Consider the following 20772-nt stretch of genomic DNA (forward strand, 5'->3'; position numbering starts at 1 on the left):
CTGCGGCGCCCGCTTATTTTTTTTAAAAGACCCTGGCCCACTCGGCGGCCCGGGGGCCAGTAGCAGGCCCCCCGCCGAGGGGGGGGGGCGGGGGGCGCCCCCCGCCCCCGACCCGCGTGGGCGAGGAACATTCAGGCCGCCGGACCGGCCTTCGCGGCGGTCCCGGCCAGGGCCTCCAGGTCGCTCTTGCGCACCCGGATCACCAGCAGGGCGGTGGCCAGGGCCAGGCCGGCCATCGCCACGGCGGCCATGAACGAGGTGGAGATCCCCTGGGCGAGGACGAGGTCCCCCCAGGGGTCGGGCAGCCGCCCGGTCTCCCGGAAGGCGGCCGCGGCCTGGGAATCCGCCTGGGACAGGAAGGCGGGGACCTGCTTCGAGGCCTCCTCGCGGCTGGCCGTGCCGAAGACGGTGACGAGGATGGACAGGCCGAGCGAGCCGCCGACCTGCTGGCTCGCGTTCAACAGTCCGGAGGCCGCGCCGGCCTCCTTCGGCTCCACCCCGGAGACGGCGGTGAGGGTCAGCGTCACGAAGTTCAGGCCCATGCCGAAGCCGAACAGGAGCATCGGCCCCAGCACGCCGGAGAGGTACGAGCTGTCGGTCCTCAGGAGGGTCAGCCATGCCAGCCCGGTGCCGGTGAGCGCGGATCCGATGACCATGAAGGGCTTGGGCCCGAAGCGCGGCAGGAAGCGCTGGGAAAGGCCGGCGGCGGTGACGATGGCGATCGTGACGGGCAGGAAGCCCAGTCCCGACCGGATCGGTGAGAAGCCCAGCACGTTTTGCACGAACTGGACGATGAAGAAGAACATGCCGAACATTGCCGCGGCGAGGCCGAGCATGATCACGTAGGTTCCGGTGCGGTTGCGGTCGGCGAACATGCGCAGCGGGATGATCGGCTCACGGGCCCGAGACTCGATGACGACGAAGAGGGTCAGCAGGACCAGGGCGGCGGCGAACGACCCGAGGGTGAGCGGGTCGCGCCAGCCCTCCTCCGAGGCGCGGATGAAGCCGTAGACGAGCGAGGCCATGCCGATGGTCGAGGTGAGGGCTCCGGCGATGTCGAACCGGCCGGGGTGGCGCTCGGACTCGCTGATGTAGAGCGGGGTGAGCACGGCGATCAGAAGGCCGATCGGCACGTTGACGAAGAGCACCCAGCGCCAGTCGAGCCACTCGGTCAGCATGCCGCCTGCCAGCAGGCCGATCGCGCCACCGCCTGCGGAAACGGCGGCGAACACGCCGAACGCCCGGTTCCGCTCGGGGCCTTCGGGGAAGGTCGTCGTGATCAGGGCGAGCGAGGTCGGGGAGGCAATCGCCCCGCCGACGCCCTGGAGGGCCCGGGCGGCGAGCAGCTGCCACGGTTCCTGGGCGAAGCCACCGAGGAGCGAGGCCAGGGTGAAGAGCAGGATTCCGGCCAGGAACACCCTGCGCCGGCCCAGGATGTCGCCGGCCCGGCCGCCGAGCAGGAGCAGCCCGCCGAACGTGAGAGTGTAGGCGCTGAGCACCCAGGACAGGCCGGTGGTGCTGAAGTCGAGCGCGGTCTGGATGTGCGGGAGCGCGATGTTCACGATGGTCGCGTCGAGGACGACCATGAGCTGGCAAGCGGCGATGACGGTGAGCGCCACGCCGGGGCGTCCCTCCCGGCGTGCCGCCCCCGGTATCCGGGGCGCGGCGAGTTGAGAGCTTGTCACTGAGGATCCCCCCCCAAAGTGAAATAGTGAACGCTGTCGTTCACTACGGGGTCCACGGTAGGAGCCCAGCCTTAGTGAACGCAAGCGTTCACTAAGGCTGGAAATCTATGCGGCGTCGGTGCTCGGGCCGGTCGGAGGTGGAGAGATGGTGGGTTCGCGCTGGTCATCGGCGTCGCCGGGGCGCAGGAGGGGCCCCGAACTCGAACGGGCGATTCTCGACGCGGCGTTGGAGCAACTGAGTACGGTCGGCTGGAACGCGTTGACCATGGAGGGTGTCGCGGCCGGCGCGCAGACCGGGAAGGCTGCGCTCTACCGGCGCTGGCCCTCGAAGGTGGACCTCGTGGCCGACGCGCTGCGCACCGGCCTGCCTGGGATCGGTGAGATTCCCGACTCGGGATCGATCCGTGAGGACCTCTATCTGCTGTGTGTCCGTACGAGGGAGGTCATGTACTCCCGGGCCGGGCAGGCCCTCTGGTCGGTACTTCACGAATGCGATCACGCGACGGCGGAGCGGTTTCATGGGGTCATCTGGTCCGGGTTGCAGGAACCTGCCCAGCGCCTGATCAGGGAGCTTGTGCTGCGTGGGATCGTGCGGGGGGACGTGCGACCGGACGCTACGGGTCCGTTCGTCGTGGACGTCATTCCGGCGATGCTGATGTATCGGGCCAAGGTGTGCGGAAGCGAATGGGGGGACGTCGACCTCGCCGAACTGATCGACGAGGTGATGGTGCCGCTACTCAGGGTCTGAGACGGGGAGGGGTGGCGGAGGGGAACGGTCCGGTGGGGTCCGAGGTCGGTCGCATGTCGCTCCGACCGGGGCGGGGGTGTGCAGCAGGCCCGGGGCGGCGTACCCTTGCTGGCGCCATGCCGTACGAAGCACCCACCCACACCGTCGAGCGCTCCCTCCGTGCAACCACCGGCGCCAAGGTCATCGCCGGGGTCGACGAAGTCGGACGAGGGGCCTGGGCCGGTCCCGTCACCGTGTGCGCGGCGATCACGGGCCTGCGTCGGCCGCCCGCCGGACTCACGGACTCCAAACTGCTCACCCCCAAGCGGCGCGATGCCCTGCTGGACGTCCTGGAGGCCTGGGTCACCGCGTACGCGCTCGGGCACGCCACACCCGAGGAGATCGACGAACTGGGCATGACGGCCGCCCTGCGGCTCGCGGCGCAGCGTGCGCTGGGAGCCCTACCGGTGCGGCCCGACGCGGTGATACTCGACGGCAAGCACGACTATCTCGGCCCGCCCTGGCGGGTTCGGACGGTGATCAAGGGCGACCAGTCCTGTATCGCCGTCGCCGCGGCATCGGTCATCGCCAAGGTCCGCCGCGACCGCATGATGGCCGAAATCGGTGAACAGGGCGGTGGAATCGAAGACTTCGCTTTCGCCGCCAACGCCGGATACCCCTCGCCCGTGCACCGGGCGGTCCTGGAGGAGCGGGGGCCCACCCCCTACCACCGGCTCTCGTGGTCGTACCTCGACGCGCTGCCCAGATGGCGCCACCTGAAGAAGGTGCGCCGCAGCGAAGACTCGATGGAGCTGGAAAACGGAGGCCAACTCGGCTTCGATTTCTGATCGCACACACGTGCCACCGGCCGGTACGTTTCGTACTGGCGTTTGAAGGACGTCAACTCATGCCTCTCACCCCCGCCATCGAGGAGCCTCAGATTCACGAGAGTGCCCAGGGTCCCCGCGTCACGCCGGCCGCGAGCCGCAACGCGCAGACCCCCCGCCCCGTACCTGGTCCGCGTCCCGCCGCCCCGCGGCCCGGCCGCCCCGGTCCCGCCCGGCCCGCACCCCCCGCGCAGCGTGCGGCGCAGGCCACCCCCGGACCCGTTCCCGCAGCCCCCACCGCACCGTCCGTCTCTGCGGCGGTGCCGCAGATCCAGCTGATCCCGGCGTCCGCCGATGGTGCGCTGGACGCGGCCGAAGAAGCCGTGGACCTGCTGCTCGACACCGGGCGCGCGCCCGGCGACATCCTGGTGCTCACCACCGGCGACCCGCACCCGTGGGCCGCTCACGAGCTGTCTTTCGGCGAGCCCGCCTACTGGGCCCTGCACGATGCCGGGGACGACGTCTTCTACGCGGACGCGGCCCAGGTCAAGCGTGCCGCCGGTCGTCCCGTCGTGGTCTTCGCGGCCAATGGCGGTCCGGTTGACACCGTGGCGGGTTCCCTGCCGGTCGCTCTCACCCGGGCGGGTGCGCTGCTGATCGTGTGCGGTGACCCGCAGCAGATCAACTCCGTTCTGGGTGCGGGCGTCTGACGCCCTGTACCCCGGCATGGGCGAGGGGCGGGGCGGGCGTTGAGCCGGCCCCGCTGAAGCCCCGGCCGGGGTCCGTGGCGTGGCCGCGTGGGCGGCCGGGGCCTGATCCGCCGTACGTCCGTTCCGCGTGTACGGCCGTGAGGCCCGCCCACGAGCGGGCTCCGCACCGTGAACCGGAGACGGCCGAGCCCGGCGACGGGTATGACCTCAGCGCGCGGCGGTCCGGCGCAGGGCCTCGACCGCACCGCCACCGGTGTGCAGGGCGAGCGGAGCGAACTCGGCCACGGTGTCGCCGAGCCGCTGCGGCCGCGAGTCCGAGCTGGGTCGCCGGCCACCGCGCCCTTCGCCCAGCACCTGCCAGCCGTCGCGGGTGAGCGTGATGTACGCGCCGCAGCGCAGCCCGTGCAGGGTGCAGGCGTCCCGCAGGCCCCACATCCAGGCCCCGTCCTCAGGGGTCCACCGCTCGTCGCCCTCGCGGCAGTAGAGGAGCACGGCCGTCCGAACCGGGGTCCGCCGACGCAGGTCGTGCGGGAGCACCCGGCGCAGCCGGGACAGCAGGGCGTTGCGGTACTCCCAGCCGTCGGCCGACACCGAGCGCTGTACGAAGGAAGCGCTCGCCACGAGCTGTTCCTCCGGGCCCAGGACGGCGATCACCGCGGTCGAGGGAACCGGACTGTGCCGGGAGTGCAGGCCGCTGACGACGTCGCGCGGATTGCGCAACAGGGGAATGCCCGCCGACAACCACTCGGACGGTTCCAGCAGTCTGCCGTGCCGGCTCGCGCCGCCGGTGGCTGTTGCCAGAGACGAAGTCGAAGGCGGCGTGAATCCGAAGGTCACGTTCCTCCCTTCGGGTACACGCCCGCGGACGGGCACGGCTGGAGTCAGGGCGCGCCGCAGCGCGGCCCAGGAGGGTGCCGAGGAGCCGAGCGGGAGCACTCCAATTCTCGCGTGGCTTCCGAGCATGCGGCAACGAGCAATTGACGACGCCGACCGGAATTCGCCGGTATGCCGTTCATATCCTTGCCCCGCCACGCCGAGGAAGACGCACGGGGTCACCCCTGGAGCGCCAGCACCAGCGGGAACACCTCCTTTGCGCCTGCGCGTCGCAGGAGCCGGGCCCCCACCGCGAGAGTCCATCCGCTCTCCGCGCGGTCGTCCACGAGGAGCACCGGGCCGGGGGTCTGCGCCAGCGCCGCCGCCAGCTCCTGCGGGACCGTCAGGGCCTGGTGGAGGCCGCGGACCCGCTGGGCGCTGTTGGAGGACGCCGGCCCGGACTCGGGGACCTGGTCGGTGTAGGCGACCGTGCCGAGCAAGGGCATTCGGCCGACTTCGGCGATCCGCGCTGCCAGCGAGCCGACCAGCTGGGGGCGGCTGCGCGAGGGCAGCGAGACCACGCCCACCGGACGCGCTGGTGCGTCGGGGGCGCCGGAGGCCCACCCCCCGGGGCCGCGCGCCCAGTCGGCGAGCACCGCGACCACGGCTTGTGCGACATCGTCCGGAACGGGCTGGTCGGGAGCCTGCGGGGCCAGCATCGGGCGCAGCCTGTTGCCCCAGCCGATGTCGGACAGACGGCCCAGGGCTCGGCCCGTCGAGGCCTGTTCCCCGGCGGGGATGCGTCCCTTGAGGTCGACACCGACGGCGGCGAGCCCGGTGGGCCACATCTTGCGCGGCTCCAACTCCACACCGGGGCGGCCCAGCTCGCCGCGTGCGGTGTCGAGCGCGGCTGTCGACACCTCGGCCGCGAACCGGGCGCCGGCGCAGTTGTCACAGCGGCCGCAGGGCCCGGCCTCGTCGTCATCGAGCTGCCGGCGCAGGAACTCCATCCGGCACCCCGTGGTCGCCGCGTAGTCACGCATGGCCTGCTGCTCGGCCGCCCGCTGACGCGCCACCCAGGCGTAGCGCTCGGCGTCGTAGGACCACGGTTCCCCCGTCGAGGTCCAGCCGCCCTTGACCCGGTGCACGGCGCCGTCGACGTCGAGGACCTTGAGCATGGTCTCCAGCCGGGTGCGGCGCAGGTCGACCAGCGGTTCCAGGGCGGGCAGCGACAGGGGGCGCCCGGCCTGGGCCAGCACGTCGAGGGTGCGGCGGACCTGCTCCTCTGGCGGAAAGGCGACCGACGCGAAGTACTGCCAGATCGCCTCGTCCTCCCGGCCGGGCAGCAGCAGCACCTCCGCGTGCTCCACTCCGCGGCCCGCACGTCCCACCTGCTGGTAGTAGGCGATCGGCGAGGACGGTGACCCCAGGTGCACTACGAAGCCCAGGTCCGGCTTGTCGAAGCCCATCCCCAGGGCCGAGGTGGCCACCAGTGCCTTGACCCGGTTCGCCTGCAGGTCGTCCTCGGCCTGCTGGCGGTCCGCGTTCTCCGTCTTGCCGGTGTACGAGGCCACCGTGTGCCCGCGGTGGCGCAGGTACGCCGTGACCTCCTCGGCCGCCGCGACCGTCAGCGTGTAGACGATCCCGGACCCGGGCAGCTCGCCGAGGTGGTCCGCGAGCCAGGCGAGCCGGTGCGCCGCGTCGGGCAGGGACAGGACCGCCAGGCTGAGACTCTCGCGTTCCAGCGGGCCGCGCAGCACCAGGGCGTCCGTCCCGGCTCCGGTGCCGAGCTGCTCGGCGACGTCGGCGGTCACACGGGCGTTGGCCGTGGCGGTCGTGGCAAGCACCGGTACGCCGGGCGGGAGGTCGGCCAGCATGGTGCGCAGCCGGCGATAGTCGGGGCGGAAGTCGTGTCCCCAGTCGGAGATGCAGTGCGCCTCGTCCACCACGAGCAGACCGGTGGCCGCCGAGAGCTTGGGCAGGACCTGGTCGCGGAAGTCCGGGTTGTTGAGCCGCTCCGGGCTGACCAGCAGGACGTCGACCTCGCCCGCCGCAACCTCGGCCTGGATCCCCTCCCACTCCTCGGGGTTGGCGGAGTTGATGGTGCGGGCGCGAATCCCGGCCCGGGCCGCGGCCTCGACCTGATTGCGCATCAGCGCGAGGAGGGGGGAGACGATCACGGTCGGGCCGGAGCCCGCCGCCCGCAGCAGCGAGGTCGCGACGAAGTACACGGCGGACTTGCCCCAGCCCGTGCGCTGAACCACGAGCGCACGCCGTTTGTGCGCGACGAGGGCCTCGATCGCGAGCCACTGGTCCTCGCGCAGCCGGGCCGTGCCCGTGGGGTCACCCACGAGGCGGGCGAGTACGGAGTCAGCCGATGACCTCAGGTCTGCGTTCATGCCTCCATGCAACCCGATGTGTCTGACATCGCGCCAATGCCGCCCCATCCCGGTGGAAGTTGAACCGTCAACACTTATCCACAGGGCTTTCGGTATCGGATCACGCACGGGACCTTCGTGGCATGACGAACAGCAACGAAGCCCGTCGCCCGTCCGGCCGGTCCCTGATCGGCCCGGCCGGAACCACCGGCGTACCCCAGATCACTCTGCGCAGCCCGGCCGAACTGGCCGACGCGCTGCCCTACATGCTCGGCTTCCACCCGTCCGACTCTCTCGTCATGGTCGCCGTGCACGGCGAGGGCGGGCGCTTCGGCGGTCGGCTCCGTGTCGGCATCCCCACCGCCCCCGCGGAATGGGAGGACACCGCCCGGCAGGTCGCGGACTGCCTCGTCCGGGGCAGCGAACGCCGCGGCGGCAAGCCCGACGGCATCGTCGTCTACCTCTGTCAGGAGCCGTGTGGAGACGAGGACGGCCGGGCTGTGATGACCCGGCTGCGGCCGTTCGCCCAGCGGATCCGACTGGCCTGTGGCGCGCTGGACGTGCCGGTGCTGGAGGCGCTGTGCCTGTCGGCGGGCCGCTTCTGGTCCTATGTCTGCCCTGACGAGCGGTGCTGCCCGGCCGAAGGCAGCCCGCTGACCCCGGTGGGCACCTCGGTGACGGCCGCTGCTGCGACCTTCGCCGGGATCCAGATCCGCGGCTCCCTCGAAGAGATCGAGGGCAGGCTGGCGCCGCTGCGCGGGGCTGTGGCGGAGGAGGCCGAGCGGGCTCTGGACCGGGCCGCCGCGGCTCTGATGCCCCGGATCCTGCACGGCGCCACCCGGGAGGAGGTCGGTGCCGAGACCATCACGCTGGCGCAGGCCCTGATGCGGCGCATGGTGCTGGCCCCGCCCGTCGAGGGCGGTGCCCAGGGAGACGACTGGGACGACGCGCTCCTCGGGCACGACGAGGCGGCCTCGCTGATCCTCGGCCTCCAGGACCGGGAAGTCCGCGACATCGCGGCCGAGTGGATGGAGGGAGAGGAAGCGGCCCCCGCCCTGCGGCTCTGGCGGGCCCTGGCCCGCCGCTGCGTCGGCGCCTACGCAGAGCACGCTGCAGCCCCGCTCACCCTGGCGGGGTGGGTCTCCTGGTCGACCGGCGACGAGCCCACGGCCCGGATCGCCCTCGGCCTGGCCCTGCGCGCCGACTCCGAATACCGCTTCGCACAGCTGCTCCACCACGCCTGCAACGAGGGGCTCGACCCCGAGGGGCTGCGGCAGTGCCTCAGGGAGGAACGACGCCGCAGGCAACCCAGGCGCAGCCGGTCCTCGGCCGCCACTCGGCCGCCCGGCCGGCGGGGCCGCACGGCCCCGCGCCGCGGATCCCGCCGCACTGCGGGGACCGGGCAGTGAGCGCGCACCGGCCGCCGTCCGGCCGTCCCGTACGGATGCACCGCGGTGTCCCGACACCCGCCCGGCCGAACGGGCCGCGCCCACGGAGCACCCGGCCGGAGCCGCGGCCCGTGACCCGGGCGGGGCCGGGGGCGTTCAGCTGGGGGGAGGTCCGGCCCCGGCCGCGCCGCCGCCCAGCTGAACCCACCGGAGCGCAGACAAGGCGACACATGTCTCACCCCGCACCCGCCCGCCCGCCCGGCGTGCCCGCTGCCCGCAGGCCCGAGCTGCCACCCGTGCACGGCGCCGTCATCTGCGTCGCCGCGCCCTGTCTGGTCATTTCGCCGGAGCACGGCCAGTTGACCGGGAGGGGGGTCGACGGGATCTACCGCTCCGGGCGCAGGCTGCTTTCCCGCTGCATGCTGCGCGTCGGCGGCCGGGACCCGGTCGCCGTCCAGGGGCGCAGCCTCGGTGCCGACCGGGCCGCCTTCACCGCGACCGTGCGGACCGGCGCCGACCCCGGACCCGACCCGGACATCGGGGTGGAACGCGTCCGCCACGCCGACGGCACCGAACGGATCACCCTGCGCAGCTTCGCGGCCCGGCCGGTACGGCTCCCGGTGGAGGTCCACCTCGGGACCGACCTGGCGGAGCTGGCCGCCGTGGCCGCCGGCCGGGCCGGCCCGGAGCTGCCCGCCGGGGTGCACGCTGCCGGTCTGCGCTGGAGCACCGGCGAGGCCCAGGCCGTCACCGCGGCCGACCCCGCGCCCGACGACGCCGTGGCCTCGGCCGGACTGCTGCGCTGGCAGCTCGAACTGGGCCCCGGCGAATCGCGCACCATCGAGCTGCGGACCACGCACGACCAGGTGGTGCGGGCCCCCGTCGGCCGGGTGGCGAACCCCCTGGCCGACGCCCGCGCGGAGGGGGACGACCCGAGGGTCGGGGCATGGTTCCGCAGCAGCGTCCAGGACCTGGGCGCGCTGCTTTCGCGGGACCCCGCGGAACCGGGCGACGCCTTCGCCGCGGCCGGGGTGCCCTGGCGGCTGGGCCTGGCGCCGGCGGAGTCGCTCTGGGCCGCCCGTATGGCGCTGCCGTTGGGGACCGGCCTTGCCACCGCCACCCTGCGCGTGCTCGCCCGGACGCAGACCGGGGGGCACGGGGCCGACGCCGGGAGGATTCCGGGTCCCCTGCGGGGGGCCGGCCCGCAGTTGCCGCCCGCCTGCACCGGCACCGAGGCGACCCTCGCCTTCCCTTCGGTGCTCGCCGAAGCCCGGCTCTGGGGTATGCCGGAGGAGGACCTCGTCCGGCTGCTCCCCGCTGCCGAACGGTGCCTGGACTGGCTGCGCGGAGCCCTCGGGGATGACGGCTTCCTGGCCGATCCCGACCCCGGTCCCCGACGCTGCGAGACCCAGGCCCACGCCCACCGGGCCGCCGTGCTCGGCGCCGAACTCCTCGCCGGATGCGGGCGCCCCGGCGCTGAGGAGTGGCGGGAGCGGGCAGCGGCACTGCGGGAGCGGTTCCGGGAGCGGTTCTGGATCGATGGCCCGGACGGCGGCCGGCCGGCTTCGGCCCTGCATCCCGACGGGCGGCCGCTGCCGCGGCTGACCGGCGCTGCCGCCCACCTGCTCGACACCGGGCTCCTCGGCGGCGGGCGGCTCGCCCCCGGGCTTCTCGACCGGATCCGCACCGAGCAGCTCGCCCGGCTGTTTGGAGCCCCGGCCATGGACTGCGGATGGGGGCTGCGGAGCATGGCCCTCAAGGAGCCGGGATTCAACCCGTTCGGCCACCGCTCGGGCGCCGTGCGGGCGTACGAGAGCGCCGTCGCCGTGTCCGGCCTGGCCGCTGCGGGCTTCGAGCAGGAGGCAGCGGGCCTGCTCAGAGGGCTCCTGGACGCGGCGGAGGCCTTCGGGTACCGGCTTCCGGAGATGTTCGCCGCCGAGCAGCGCACCGCGGGCAGCGCCCCGGTCCCGCACCCGGCGGCCTGCCGCCCCGCCGCAGTGGCCGCGGCCGCGGGAGTCCACGTGCTGACCGCCCTCGCGGGCATCCGTCCCGACGCCCCCGTGGGCACCGTCGCCCTCGCCCCCCTTCCCGGCGCGCCCCTGGGAGCGATCCGGCTCGCGGGCCTGCGGGTGGCGGGCGAGCCCTTTGCCGTCCGGGTCGGCCGGCTCGGCCTCGGCATGGTGGAGGAGGCCGCGGATGCGCTCCAACTGGGAGGCTGAGGGTTCCGGCGGCCCGAGCCTCGTACGAGTGGTGATGCCCCGCCTCGTGCGAGCGGTGATGCTTCGAGCCGGGCGCCTGGGCGGAGCACGTCACAGGTCGGGTGCGACGGGCACCCTCGCCGGCCCGCGGGCCATCGTCTTCAAGGTCACCAAAGCGCTGTTTATCGTCAAGCAGACGACTATGATCGCGGCATGTCGCCCTACGACCCGTCGGCCTATCCGCCCTTCGCAGTCACCGTCGACCTGGTCGTGCTCACCGTGCGGCGCCACGCGCTCTGCGCGCTGGTCGTCCGGCGGGGTGAGCAGCCGTTCCAGGGGCGCTGGGCGCTGCCCGGCGGATTCGTCCGCGGTGACGAGGACCTCGCGGCCGCCGCTGCGAGAGAGCTCTCCGAGGAAACCGGCCTGTGTGCCCACGATCCGGCCATGCCGGGTGCGGGCAACGGGGCCCACCTCGAACAGCTGGCCACCTATGGCGATCCGAAGCGTGATCCCAGGATGCGCGTCGTCAGCGTGGCGCACCTGGTGCTGGCTCCGGACCTCCCCGCGCCCCGGGCCGGAGGCGATGCCAACAGTGCGCGCTGGGCACCCGTCGACGAGGTGCTGGCCGTCGGGGACGAGGGCGCCGCGGGGCTCGCCTTCGACCATGCGCAGATCCTTGCCGACGGTGTGGAGCGGGCCCGCTCGAAGATTGAGTACTCCTCGCTGGCCACCGCCTTCTGCCCGCCCGAATTCACCGTCGGGGAACTGCGCCGGGTGTACGAGGCGGTGTGGGGGGTGGCACTGGACCCGCGCAACTTCCACCGCAAGGTCACCGGCACTCCGGGTTTCCTGGTGCCGGCCGGCGGAACGACGACCCGTCAGGGCGGCCGTCCCGCCCAGCTGTTCCGCGCGGGCGGGGCGACCCTGCTCAATCCGCCGATGCTGCGCCCGGAGGTCTGACCCGGGGGAGCCCGCGCCACGGGTGCCGCGTCCGGCGATGGCCGCACCAGGGCCCGGCCGGGGAAAGATCCGGCGGAACGATCGGCATTCGATCGGACCGGTTGCGCCGAAAATCGGACATATCGCGTTATCTTGCTTGCGGTACTCACGCTGCCGCAGAGCGGTCTCACACCCCGCGAGAGAAGCGATGCTCCAGGCCATCGGACTCACCAGCACACCACGATCCGACACTCCGCCCCTTGTGGACGACCTCACCCTCGAGGCCCGCCCGGGGCATGTGACCGCCCTGTTCGGAGGGTCGGGCTCGGGCAAGACGACCGCCCTGCGGCTCATGCTCGAACTCGAACCCGGGCGCGGCGTCACGTACTTCCGTGGCCGCCCGCTGCACCGGATTCCGCACCCCTGCCGTGAGGTCGGAGTGGTGCTCGGAGACGTCCCCGGCAACCCGGCACGGACCGTCCGAAACCAACTGAGGATGCTCTGCGCCGCCGCCGGGGTGCCCGCCTCCCGGGCCGACACCATGCTTGAGGTCGTCGGCATCGCGGGTCTGAGGGACCAGCGTCTCGGTTCGCTGTCGGTCGGCATGGAGCGCAGGGTCGCCCTGGCCTCGGCGCTGCTTGGTGATCCCTGCACCCTGCTCCTCGACGAGCCTGCCGCGGGGCTCTCGCCCCGAGAACGTGGCTGGCTGTACGGGCTGCTGCGCGGCCACGCCGCCCTCGGCGGCGCCGTCCTCTTCACTACTGCCGATGCCAGGGAAGCGGCCAGGAGCGCCGATCGGGTCGTCAGTATCGAGGCGGGCCGCCTCGTCGCCGATCAGGAGGCCGCGGAGTTCGCGCGGACCCGGCTGAGGCCTCGGGTCGCCGTACGTACCCCGCATGCCGCCCGCCTGGCCGACGTCCTGGGCCGGGAAGCCCGGGCGGCCCAGCGGGCGGTGGAGATCGTCGAGGAGAGCGGCAGCCGTTTGTCGGTGTACGGGAGCAACTGCGCCGAGGTCGGCGAGGCGGCGTTCCGTCACGGCGTGCTGGTCCACCAGCTCGCCGACGAGACCGGCGACGCTGGAACGCCGGCGACCCAGGTCCCGCACGCGCGGGTCGCGGACGCGACGGCCGCCGGTGCTGCACCCGGCCCCGGCGAGGACACCGCCGGGCGCGCTCGGCAGGGTCACCCCCAGGGTCCAGCCTCGGCCGTGCGGCGCCTGGGTGGGCCCCTGAGGCCGCTGCGCTACGAGCTGCTCCGGGTCTTCGGGACCGCCACCCCCATCCTCACCACTGCCCTCGTGGTCGCGGTCTCGGTTCTCACCGCCCTCGTGCTCGCCCGGTCCGGTCGGATCCCGCAGGGTCGACTGCTGGCCGCCTGGCCCGAGTTGCTGCCGCTGCCGCCTGCCGCCCTCGGCGCGGGGTTGCTCGGCGCGCTCGCCTTCGGCGAGGAGTACCGCTACCCGGCGCTGGCTGCCGACCGGGGCACCGTGCCCCGCCGGCTCGGGCTGCTCACCGCGAAGCTCGGCGTCAGCGCCGCCCTCGCCCTGCTGCTGGGCGCCCTGGTGGTGACGGCCGACGCGGCCGCCCTGGCGCTCGCCTTCGGCAGCGGCCCGCTGCGCGCCCCCGCGCACTGGCTTTCCCCGGCCGCGAGTTGGGCCGGACTACTGATCGGCTGCGCCTGGGCCGGCGTGCTGGCCTCCGGCGTCTTCCGATCCGCCGCCGCGGGGCTGGCGGCCGTGCTCGCCGTACCCGTGGGAGTGGTTCCGCTGGTGCGCAGGGCGCTGGAAGGCTCGTCCGCGTACCCGATGACCGGACTGGGCCCCAGGCTGCGCGGTCTGTCCTGGGTGCAGTGGCCGCCCGAGGCGGACCGGCTGCTGGTCGGTGCCCTGCGGGTGGTGACCCAGCCCGTCGCCACTGCACTGCTGTTGTCGCTGATGGTCCTGTTGTGCGCCTATGGGTTCACCGGACTGCGCAGCAGGGTTCGTTGGTGATCGTTCCGGTGCCGGAGCGGTCGCGGACGGGACCGATGCAGTCCATGTCGCGTCAAGGGGACCGCAACTCCGCGCAATAGGCCCGGTTCTTTACGATAAGTCGTCAATTGCGTAGGTGGCACCGATCACCCTTTCGTGTGCTTTTCACCAAAGACCTCAAGGGCCGCGGAGGCACGACCGACAAAGGATTCGTGAGTACCCTTGCGCACACCATGATGACCGCCGCCCGCCATGCCGACTCCGGCCTCGCCGGCGCGGGCGAACTCGACCGCTACCCCTACGCGGAGACCCCCGGGTCCGACCGCGTCGGAGCACCCCACTGGGACGGCGCCGACGTCGAGTTGAGCCGGGTGGGCCGCCGGGCGGCAGGCAGCCGCGGCCGCGGACTGCACGGCCAACTCGTCCAGCAGCTCGGCCAGATGATCGTTTCCGGCGATCTCGGCGCGGACCGCCCCCTGGTTCCCGAGGAGATCGGCCAGCGCTTCGAGGTCTCCCGCACGGTCGTCCGCGAATCGCTGCGGGTCCTCGAGGCCAAGGGCCTCGTCAGCGCCCGTCCCAACGTCGGCACCCGGGTGCGCCCCGTCGCCGACTGGAACCTGCTCGACCCCGACATCATCGAGTGGCGTGCCTTCGGGCCCCAGCGCGACGACCAGCGCCGCGAGCTCGGCGAGCTCCGCTGGACGATCGAGCCCCTCGCCGCCCGCCTGGCCGCCGGCCACGGCCGCCCGGACGTCCAGCAGCGCCTGGCCGACATGGTCGAGATCATGGGCCACGCCCTCGGTCAGGGTGACTCGATCACCTTCGCGCGCGCCGACAACGAGTTCCACGCACTCCTCATCCAGGTGGCGGGCAACCGCATGCTGGAACACCTCTCCGGCATCGTCTCCGCCGCCCTCCAGGTCTCCGGCAGCCCGATGACCTCCTGCGACCGCCCGAGCGAGGCGTGCGTAGCGCACCACGCCCGGATGGTCGAGGCCCTCGCTGCGGGCGACGCAGCGGGTGCCGAGAGCGCGATGCGCCAGCTCCTGACGGTTCATCCGGAGGTCGAGCGCGTGGTTCCTGCCCCGCGCGAGCACTGACGGGCGGGCGCGCGGGGGTGTACGACACGTCGCCGGGCCCGGCCGGGCCCGGCGACACCGGCGTGTGGGCTTCGTCCCTCTTTCGGAGCCCCTCCGGGGCTGCCGCGAAGCTTCCGGGGCCGAGGGGTGCGACCGTATGACCGGCATCCGCGCATACAGGGTGTGACTCGGGCCACGAAGATTGGGCGTAACGCTCCGCGAGGTCGCGCGATGACTTAAGAGGTGATGGCCGACGGAGGGAACAGCAGCCCTTGGGGTTGCTGTGCAGCTCCCCGGCCCCTGCCCGCGCCGCCGGCCCATCCCCGGTCGGTGGTCGTCGGCTCCGGTCCAGCACCACCAGGCCCGGGGTCGGAAGCCGTTCCCATCGTTCCGAGAGGTTGTTCGTGTCGGCCAGCACATCCCGTACGCTCCCGCCGGAGATCGCCGATTCCGAGTCTGTGATGGCGCTCATCGAGCGGGGCAAGGCCGAGGGGCAGATCGCCGGCGATGACGTGCGTCGGGCCTTCGAGGCTGACCAGATTCCTGCGACCCAGTGGAAGAATGTTCTGCGCAGCCTCAACCAGATCCTCGAGGAAGAGGGTGTGACGCTGATGGTCAGTGCCGCGGAGTCGCCCAAGCGCACCACCCGCAAGAGCGTCGCAGCGAAGAGCCCGGCCAAGCGGACGGCCACCGAGCCCGTCAGGAAGACGGCGGCCAGGACGGCGGCGGCCCAGCCCGTGGCCGCGGCACCTGCCGCGGTGGACCCGCAGGAGCAGGAACCGGACGCCGCCGTCGAGCAGGCCGCGGCGGAGCCCGTCGCCAAGAAGGTGGCCGCGAAGAAGACGGCCGCGAAGAAGGCCGCGCCCGCCAAGAAGGCCGCCGCGAAGAAGGCCGCCGCGAAGAAGACCGCGGCCAAGAAGGACGCGGACGAGGCCGGCGAGGACGAGACCCCGGACGAGGGGCCCGACGCGGTCAAGGCCGAGGGCGACGAAGAGGACGAGGGCGGGGAGAACAAGGGCTTCGTCATCTCGGACGACGAGGACGACGCCCCGGCCCAGCAGGTCGTGGTGGCCGGCGCGACCGCCGACCCGGTCAAGGACTACCTCAAGCAGATCGGCAAGGTGCCGCTCCTCAACGCCGAGCAGGAGGTCGAGCTCGCCAAGCGGATCGAGGCCGGTCTGTTCGCCGAGGACAAGCTGGCGAACTCCGACAAGCTGGCGCCGAAGCTCAAGCGCGAGCTGGAGATCATCGCCGAGGACGGCCGCCGCGCCAAGAACCACCTGCTGGAGGCCAACCTCCGTCTCGTGGTCTCGCTGGCCAAGCGTTACACCGGCCGCGGCATGCTCTTCCTGGACCTGATCCAGGAAGGCAACCTGGGCCTCATCCGTGCGGTCGAGAAGTTCGACTACACCAAGGGCTACAAGTTCTCCACCTACGCGACCTGGTGGATCCGGCAGGCGATCACGCGTGCCATGGCCGACCAGGCCCGCACCATCCGCATCCCCGTCCACATGGTCGAGGTCATCAACAAGCTCGCCCGCGTGCAGCGCCAGATGCTCCAGGACCTGGGCCGCGAGCCCACCCCGGAGGAGCTGGCCAAGGAACTCGACATGACCCCCGAGAAGGTCATCGAGGTCCAGAAGTACGGCCGCGAGCCGATCTCCCTGCACACGCCCCTCGGCGAGGACGGCGACAGCGAGTTCGGTGACCTCATCGAGGACTCCGAGGCCGTCGTCCCGGCCGACGCCGTGAGCTTCACGCTGCTGCAGGAGCAGCTGCACTCGGTGCTCGACACTCTGAGCGAGCGCGAGGCCGGCGTGGTCTCCATGCGCTTCGGCCTCACCGACGGACAGCCCAAGACCCTCGACGAGATCGGCAAGGTCTACGGCGTCACCCGCGAGCGGATCCGCCAGATCGAGTCGAAGACCATGTCGAAGCTGCGCCACCCGTCGCGCTCCCAGGTGCTGCGCGACTACCTGGACTGAGCCGGTCGGCGGGCCTCGGCGGCGGATGCCGCTGAGGCCCGCGCGACGGAGGCGCCGACGGTGTCCGCGCGGGTGCGCTCGGCCACCGGGCAACCCACTCTGGGTGGAGTCATGCACACTCGGAGTCAGGAGGCCCCATGCGTCGTCCCTTTGCCCGTGTCCTGGCGGGCGCGCTGACCCTGGCGGCGGGAACGGCCGCGGTGCCGCTCGCCCAGATGCCCCGGGCGGCCGCGGACAGCGTGGTGATCGGCGGGAAGCCGGTGAAGGTGGCCGACAGCCCCTGGGTCGTGGCCCTGGCCAGCCGTGACCGGTTCGGAGGTACGCGGGACGGGCAGTTCTGCGGGGGTGTCGTGGTCGCGCCGACCAAAGTGGTCACCGCGGCGCACTGCCTGGGCCGGCAGGTGCTCGGCGGACCCGTCGAGTCCGTGTCCGATTTCCGGGTGATCGCCGGTCGTACGGAGCTCCGGGCGGCCGACGGCCGGGAGATCGCGGTGCGCGGGGCACGGGTGAATCCCGACTACGACCCGCGGAGCAATGCGGGCGACCTCGCCGTCCTGGAGCTGGCGGAAGCCGTTCCGGCACACCACGTCCTGCCCATGGCGGAGACGGGGCATCCCGCCTACCGGGCGGGCACCGAGGCGGACGTGTACGGCTGGGGCGACACCAGCGGCTTCGGCGACTACGCGTACGCCCTGCGGGCCGCACGCGTGAGGGTCCTCGCGGACGAGGTGTGCGGGCGCGCCTATCCCGGGGACATGGACGGACAGTACCGGGCCGAATCCATGGTGTGTGCGGGAGACGGCGGGGGAGGCAAGGACGCCTGCCAGGGCGACAGCGGCGGGCCGCTGGTGGCGCAGGGCCGGCTCATCGGGCTGGTCTCGTGGGGCCGGGGCTGCGGACGTGCCGACAGCCCGGGTGTGTACACGCGTATCGCCCCACTGGCCGGCTTCGTGACGGGCTCGGAGAGGGCCTCGCAGCAGGACGGGGTCCAATAGGTCGGCCGGGGGCCCCGCGGGCGACCTGGCCGCGTGCAGCGTCCGCACAGGGGCAACGAGCGGACCAGGGGCGGCCGGCCCGTTGCCGCCGTCCTGTGACACCGGCCCGGGACGGCTCGGTACCGCCGACTTTCCCAGTGCGGGCGGCCTGCGGACGTGAGGACGGGCGGCACCCCTGGGTCTCAGGGGTGCCGCCCGTCGACCGGCCTGGCCGGTCCTGGCTCGTCGGATGCGAGGTGGCCTGTGTCAGCGGTCCTCGGGTTCGGCGTGGGCAGCCGGAGCGGACGTGAGCCGCTCGGTCTCATCCTGTATTTCCGCGGCGATCTTCTTGAGTTCCGGCTCGAACTTGCGACCGTGGTGGGCGCAGAAGAGCAGTTCACCGCCGCTCAGCAGGACGACGCGCAGATATGCCTGGGCGCCGCAACGGTCGCATCGGTCAGCGGCCGTCAGCGGGGTCGCGGGTGTCAGAACAGTAGTCACGTCGCCTCTTCTCTAGCTCGACGAGCTGTCGTACCAGGGTCAACATCCAACCAGGCCGAAAACGTTCCCGCTCTCGGCTTTTCCTCGAAACTTCCTTCCGAAGCTGGCCGGCTGTTGCCGGTTGGCGGCGAAGGAGCCGTATTGCGTTGCTTTACGGTTTCGCGTTGTCACTCGTGCGCTTGTTGCAGTTCCATCCTCCCCGGCGTGAGTGCCAGGTTGTTCATGAGGACGTGCCCGAACCCTAAATGGTTCATGCGCGGAAGGGAACGTGATGTTTCCTTCACCCGCCCGGGGGATCGAACATCCGTACGGATCTGGACTAGGCTGAGGAAAGCGCGAGGGTGGCGTTGCATCGGCTCTACCTGGCCTCGGTACCCTTCGACGGGTACCCGAGCCACCCCTGCGCCCGACAGGGCCAGAAAAGAAATTCAGCGAGGAGCGAACTGCGTGACCGCCGACACGTCCGTGCCTTCCAGCGCGCTGCTGCCCGGAGCAGACCGGGACGGTTCCAACTACACCGCGCGGCACCTGCTCGTCCTCGAAGGGCTGGAGGCCGTCCGCAAGCGTCCCGGCATGTATATCGGCTCGACCGACAGCCGGGGCCTCATGCACTGCCTGTGGGAGATCATCGACAATTCCGTCGACGAGGCCCTGGGCGGCTACTGCGACCACATCGAGGTGATCCTCCACGAGGACTCCTCGGTCGAGGTCCGCGACAACGGCCGCGGCATCCCCGTGGACGTCGAGCCCAAGACCGGCCTGTCGGGTGTCGAGGTCGTCATGACCAAGCTGCACGCGGGCGGCAAATTCGGCGGCGGCTCGTACGCCGCCTCCGGCGGCCTGCACGGCGTCGGCGCCTCGGTGGTCAACGCCCTCTCCGCCCGCCTGGACGTGGAGGTCGACCGGGGGAGCGCCACGCACGCCATCAGCTTCCGGCGCGGCGTCCCCGGGATGTTCACCGAGCAGGGCCCCGACAGCCCCTTCGACCCGGCGAACGGCCTGCGCAAGGTCAAGCGCATCGCCAAGGGCAGGACCGGCACCCGGATCCGCTACTGGTCCGACCGCCAGATCTTCCTCAAGGACGCCCGCCTCAACCTGGAGACGCTCTACCAGCGCGCCCGCCAGACGGCCTTCCTCGTCCCCGGTCTGACCCTGGTCGTCCGCGACGAGCGGGCCATCGACGGGGCCGGCAAGACCGAGGAGACCTTCCGCTTCGACGGGGGCATCAGTGAGTTCTGCGAGTACCTGGCCCAGGACAAGGCCGCCTGCGACGTGCTGCGGCTGACCGGCTCGGGCACCTTCAAGGAGACCGTCCCCGTCCTGGATGACCGCGGCCACATGACCCCCGCCGAGGTCACCCGCGATCTCGGTGTGGACATCGCGCTGCGCTGGGGCACGGGCTACGAGACCAACGTCAAGTCCTTCGTGAACATCATCGCCACCCCCAAGGGCGGCACCCACGTCACCGGCTTCGAACGCTCCGTGACCAAGACCGTCAACGAGGTGCTTCGCTCGGCCAAGCTGCTGCGCGTCGCCGAGGACGACGTGGTCAAGGACGACGCGATGGAGGGCATGACGGCCGTCGTCACCGTCCGTCTCGCCGAGCCGCAGTTCGAGGGCCAGACCAAGGAGGTGCTCGGCACCTCGGCCGCCACCCGGGTCGTCGCGGCGGTGGTCGCCAAGGAGCTCAAGGCCTTCCTGACCTCCACCAAGCGTGACGACAAGCAGCAGGCCCGCGCCGTGATGGAGAAGATCGTCGCGGCCGCCCGGACGCGGATCGCGGCCCGCCAGCACAAGGAGGCGCAGCGCCGCAAGACCGCGCTGGAGACCTCCTCCCTTCCGGCGAAGCTGGCAGACTGCCGCAGCGACGACGTGGACCGCAGCGAGCTCTTCATCGTCGAGGGCGACTCCGCCCTCGGCACCGCGAAGCTCGCCCGCAACTCCGAGTTCCAGGCGCTTCTGCCCATCCGGGGCAAGATCCTCAACGTCCAGAAGTCCTCGGTCTCGGACATGCTCAAGAACGCCGAGTGCGGTGCGATCATCCAGGTCATAGGGGCCGGATCGGGCCGGACCTTCGACATCGACGCCGCCCGCTACGGCAAGATCGTGCTGCTCGTCGACGCCGATGTGGACGGCGCCCACATCCGCTGTCTGCTGCTCACGCTCTTCCAGCGGTACATGCGGCCGATGGTCGAGGCCGGCCGGGTCTTCGCGGCCGTCCCGCCGCTGCACCGGATCGAGCTGGTCCAGCCCAAGAAGGGCCAGGACAAGTACGTCTACACGTACTCGGACAACGAACTGCGCCAAACTCTTCTGGAGTACCAGCGCAAGAACATCCGCTACAAGGACTCGATCCAGCGCTACAAGGGCCTCGGCGAGATGGACGCGGACCAGCTGGCGGAGACCACCATGGACCCCCGCTTCCGCACCCTGCGCCGGATCAACATCGGCGACCTGGACTCCGCCGAGCAGGTCTTCGACCTGCTCATGGGCAACGAGGTGGCCCCGCGCAAGGAGTTCATCACGAGCTCCGCGGCCACGCTGGACCGCTCGCGCATCGACGCCTGAGCGGAACGCCGCCGGCGGCCGGCGGCATCTG

15 protein-coding genes are annotated in these 20772 nt (G+C 72.1%); 11 read left to right on the forward strand and 4 right to left on the reverse strand.

Annotated elements, in window-relative coordinates; translation table 11 throughout:
* Window positions 1-131 precede the first annotated feature (131 nt).
* Entirely contained in the window at window positions 132-1685 is a 1554-nt protein-coding gene (locus tag ACFW2G_RS15900) for an MFS transporter (protein ID WP_384448322.1), read from the reverse strand.
* Window positions 1686-1830: 145 nt separating this feature from the next.
* On the opposite strand from ACFW2G_RS15900, the gene ACFW2G_RS15905 reads away from it, so the two are divergent.
* The 3 genes from ACFW2G_RS15905 (at window position 1831) to ACFW2G_RS15915 (ending at window position 3949) form a co-directional block, all read left to right on the forward strand.
* The gene (locus ACFW2G_RS15905; RefSeq protein ID WP_384448325.1) at window positions 1831-2433 is read left to right on the forward strand and encodes a TetR/AcrR family transcriptional regulator; all 603 of its coding nucleotides are present in this window, start codon (window positions 1831-1833) and stop codon (window positions 2431-2433) included.
* A 116-nt stretch (window positions 2434-2549) separates the two neighbouring features.
* On the forward strand, window positions 2550-3260 hold the full coding sequence (locus ACFW2G_RS15910) for a ribonuclease HII (protein ID WP_037929774.1): 711 nt from the start codon (window positions 2550-2552) through the stop codon (window positions 3258-3260).
* Between the two features lie 59 nt (window positions 3261-3319).
* On the forward strand, window positions 3320-3949 hold the full coding sequence (locus tag ACFW2G_RS15915) for a hypothetical protein (protein WP_384448328.1): 630 nt from the start codon (window positions 3320-3322) through the stop codon (window positions 3947-3949).
* A 207-nt stretch (window positions 3950-4156) separates the two neighbouring features.
* On the opposite strand, the gene ACFW2G_RS15920 is transcribed toward ACFW2G_RS15915, so the two are convergent.
* Window positions 4157-4786: a hypothetical protein gene (locus ACFW2G_RS15920; protein WP_384581512.1), complete on the reverse strand. Its 630-nt coding sequence runs from the start codon at window positions 4784-4786 to the stop codon at window positions 4157-4159.
* 215 nt (window positions 4787-5001) lie between these two features.
* Entirely contained in the window at window positions 5002-7161 is a 2160-nt protein-coding gene (locus ACFW2G_RS15925; RefSeq protein ID WP_384581514.1) for a RecQ family ATP-dependent DNA helicase, read from the reverse strand.
* Window positions 7162-7283: 122 nt separating this feature from the next.
* On the opposite strand from ACFW2G_RS15925, the gene ACFW2G_RS15930 reads away from it, so the two are divergent.
* From ACFW2G_RS15930 to ACFW2G_RS15960, 7 genes are all read left to right on the forward strand, one after another.
* Window positions 7284-8549, forward strand: coding sequence for a DUF4192 domain-containing protein (locus ACFW2G_RS15930; protein WP_384448337.1), 1266 nt, complete (start codon window positions 7284-7286; stop codon window positions 8547-8549).
* Window positions 8550-8758: 209 nt separating this feature from the next.
* Window positions 8759-10747: a glycogen debranching N-terminal domain-containing protein gene (locus ACFW2G_RS15935; RefSeq protein WP_384581516.1), complete on the forward strand. Its 1989-nt coding sequence runs from the start codon at window positions 8759-8761 to the stop codon at window positions 10745-10747.
* 192 nt (window positions 10748-10939) lie between these two features.
* A complete protein-coding gene (locus ACFW2G_RS15940; protein WP_037929764.1) occupies window positions 10940-11686 on the forward strand; it encodes an NUDIX domain-containing protein in 747 nt (248 codons plus the stop codon).
* A gap of 187 nt (window positions 11687-11873) precedes the next feature.
* Window positions 11874-13655, forward strand: coding sequence for an ATP-binding cassette domain-containing protein (locus tag ACFW2G_RS15945; RefSeq protein ID WP_384448344.1), 1782 nt, complete (start codon window positions 11874-11876; stop codon window positions 13653-13655).
* Between the two features lie 191 nt (window positions 13656-13846).
* Window positions 13847-14734 (forward strand): FadR/GntR family transcriptional regulator, encoded by an 888-nt coding sequence (locus ACFW2G_RS15950; RefSeq protein ID WP_078557136.1) that lies wholly within the window; start codon window positions 13847-13849, stop codon window positions 14732-14734.
* A gap of 383 nt (window positions 14735-15117) precedes the next feature.
* The gene (locus tag ACFW2G_RS15955; protein ID WP_384581518.1) at window positions 15118-16698 is read left to right on the forward strand and encodes an RNA polymerase sigma factor; all 1581 of its coding nucleotides are present in this window, start codon (window positions 15118-15120) and stop codon (window positions 16696-16698) included.
* A gap of 137 nt (window positions 16699-16835) precedes the next feature.
* Window positions 16836-17693 (forward strand): S1 family peptidase, encoded by an 858-nt coding sequence (locus tag ACFW2G_RS15960; RefSeq protein ID WP_384448350.1) that lies wholly within the window; start codon window positions 16836-16838, stop codon window positions 17691-17693.
* Between the two features lie 246 nt (window positions 17694-17939).
* Here the strand turns inward: ACFW2G_RS15960 and ACFW2G_RS15965 are convergent, their stop codons facing one another.
* The gene (locus ACFW2G_RS15965; protein WP_030028922.1) at window positions 17940-18173 is read right to left on the reverse strand and encodes a hypothetical protein; all 234 of its coding nucleotides are present in this window, start codon (window positions 18171-18173) and stop codon (window positions 17940-17942) included.
* Window positions 18174-18620: 447 nt separating this feature from the next.
* On the opposite strand from ACFW2G_RS15965, the gene ACFW2G_RS15970 reads away from it, so the two are divergent.
* Window positions 18621-20741 carry a type IIA DNA topoisomerase subunit B gene (locus tag ACFW2G_RS15970; protein ID WP_384448353.1) on the forward strand — a complete coding sequence of 707 codons (2121 nt, stop codon included), beginning with the start codon at window positions 18621-18623 and terminating at the stop codon, window positions 20739-20741.
* The last annotated feature ends 31 nt before the right edge of the window (window positions 20742-20772 follow it).

The sequence above is a fragment of the Streptomyces sp. NPDC058880 genome (genome assembly GCF_042742535.1).
Lineage (GTDB): Bacteria > Actinomycetota > Actinomycetes > Streptomycetales > Streptomycetaceae > Streptomyces.